General features: G+C 69.2%; 1 pseudogene. It reads left to right on the forward strand.

Going from position 1 to position 535, the window contains the following annotated elements:
* Window positions 1-535 (forward strand): annotated as a pseudogene (locus tag BGN95_RS01560) (HlyD family secretion protein); the annotation flags it as partial.

The raw sequence follows: 535 nt of genomic DNA on the forward strand, positions 1-535 counted from the left end.
AACTCGGGGCACGCGCGTGCCGCAGCAGGGGTTGCCGCCTCGGAGGCCACGCTCGATGCGCAGCGCCAGCGGGTCGAGCTGCTCGGCGCGCAGCATGCCGCAGCACTCGCTGCGCTCGCGCAGGCCGAAGCGGCGCGCGATCTTGCGCAGATCGACCTCGACAATACAGTGGTGCGCGCGCCGATCGCGGGCGTCGTCGGCAATCGCCAGGTCCGCGTCGGACGCCTCGTCTCGCCGGGCGCGGCGCTGCTCGACATCGTGCCAGTCGCCGATCTTTATGTTGTCGCCAATTTCAAGGAGACGCAGCTCGAATATATCCGCCCCGGCCAGGCGGTGCGAATCCGCGTCGACGGCTATCCCGACGTCGCGATCGAGGGCTTTGTCGATAGCCTCGCACCGGGCAGCGGATCGGCCTTCGCGCTGATTCCCGCCGACAATGCGACCGGCAATTTCGTGCGCGTCGTCCAGCGCGTCCCGGTGAAGATCCGTCTGCGGACCAATCCGCTTGCGGGGCGGCTCGTGCCCGGGCTTTCGG

The sequence above is a fragment of the Sphingomonas sp. 66-10 genome, from assembly GCF_001897045.1.
GTDB lineage: Bacteria > Pseudomonadota > Alphaproteobacteria > Sphingomonadales > Sphingomonadaceae > Sphingomonas > Sphingomonas lycopersici.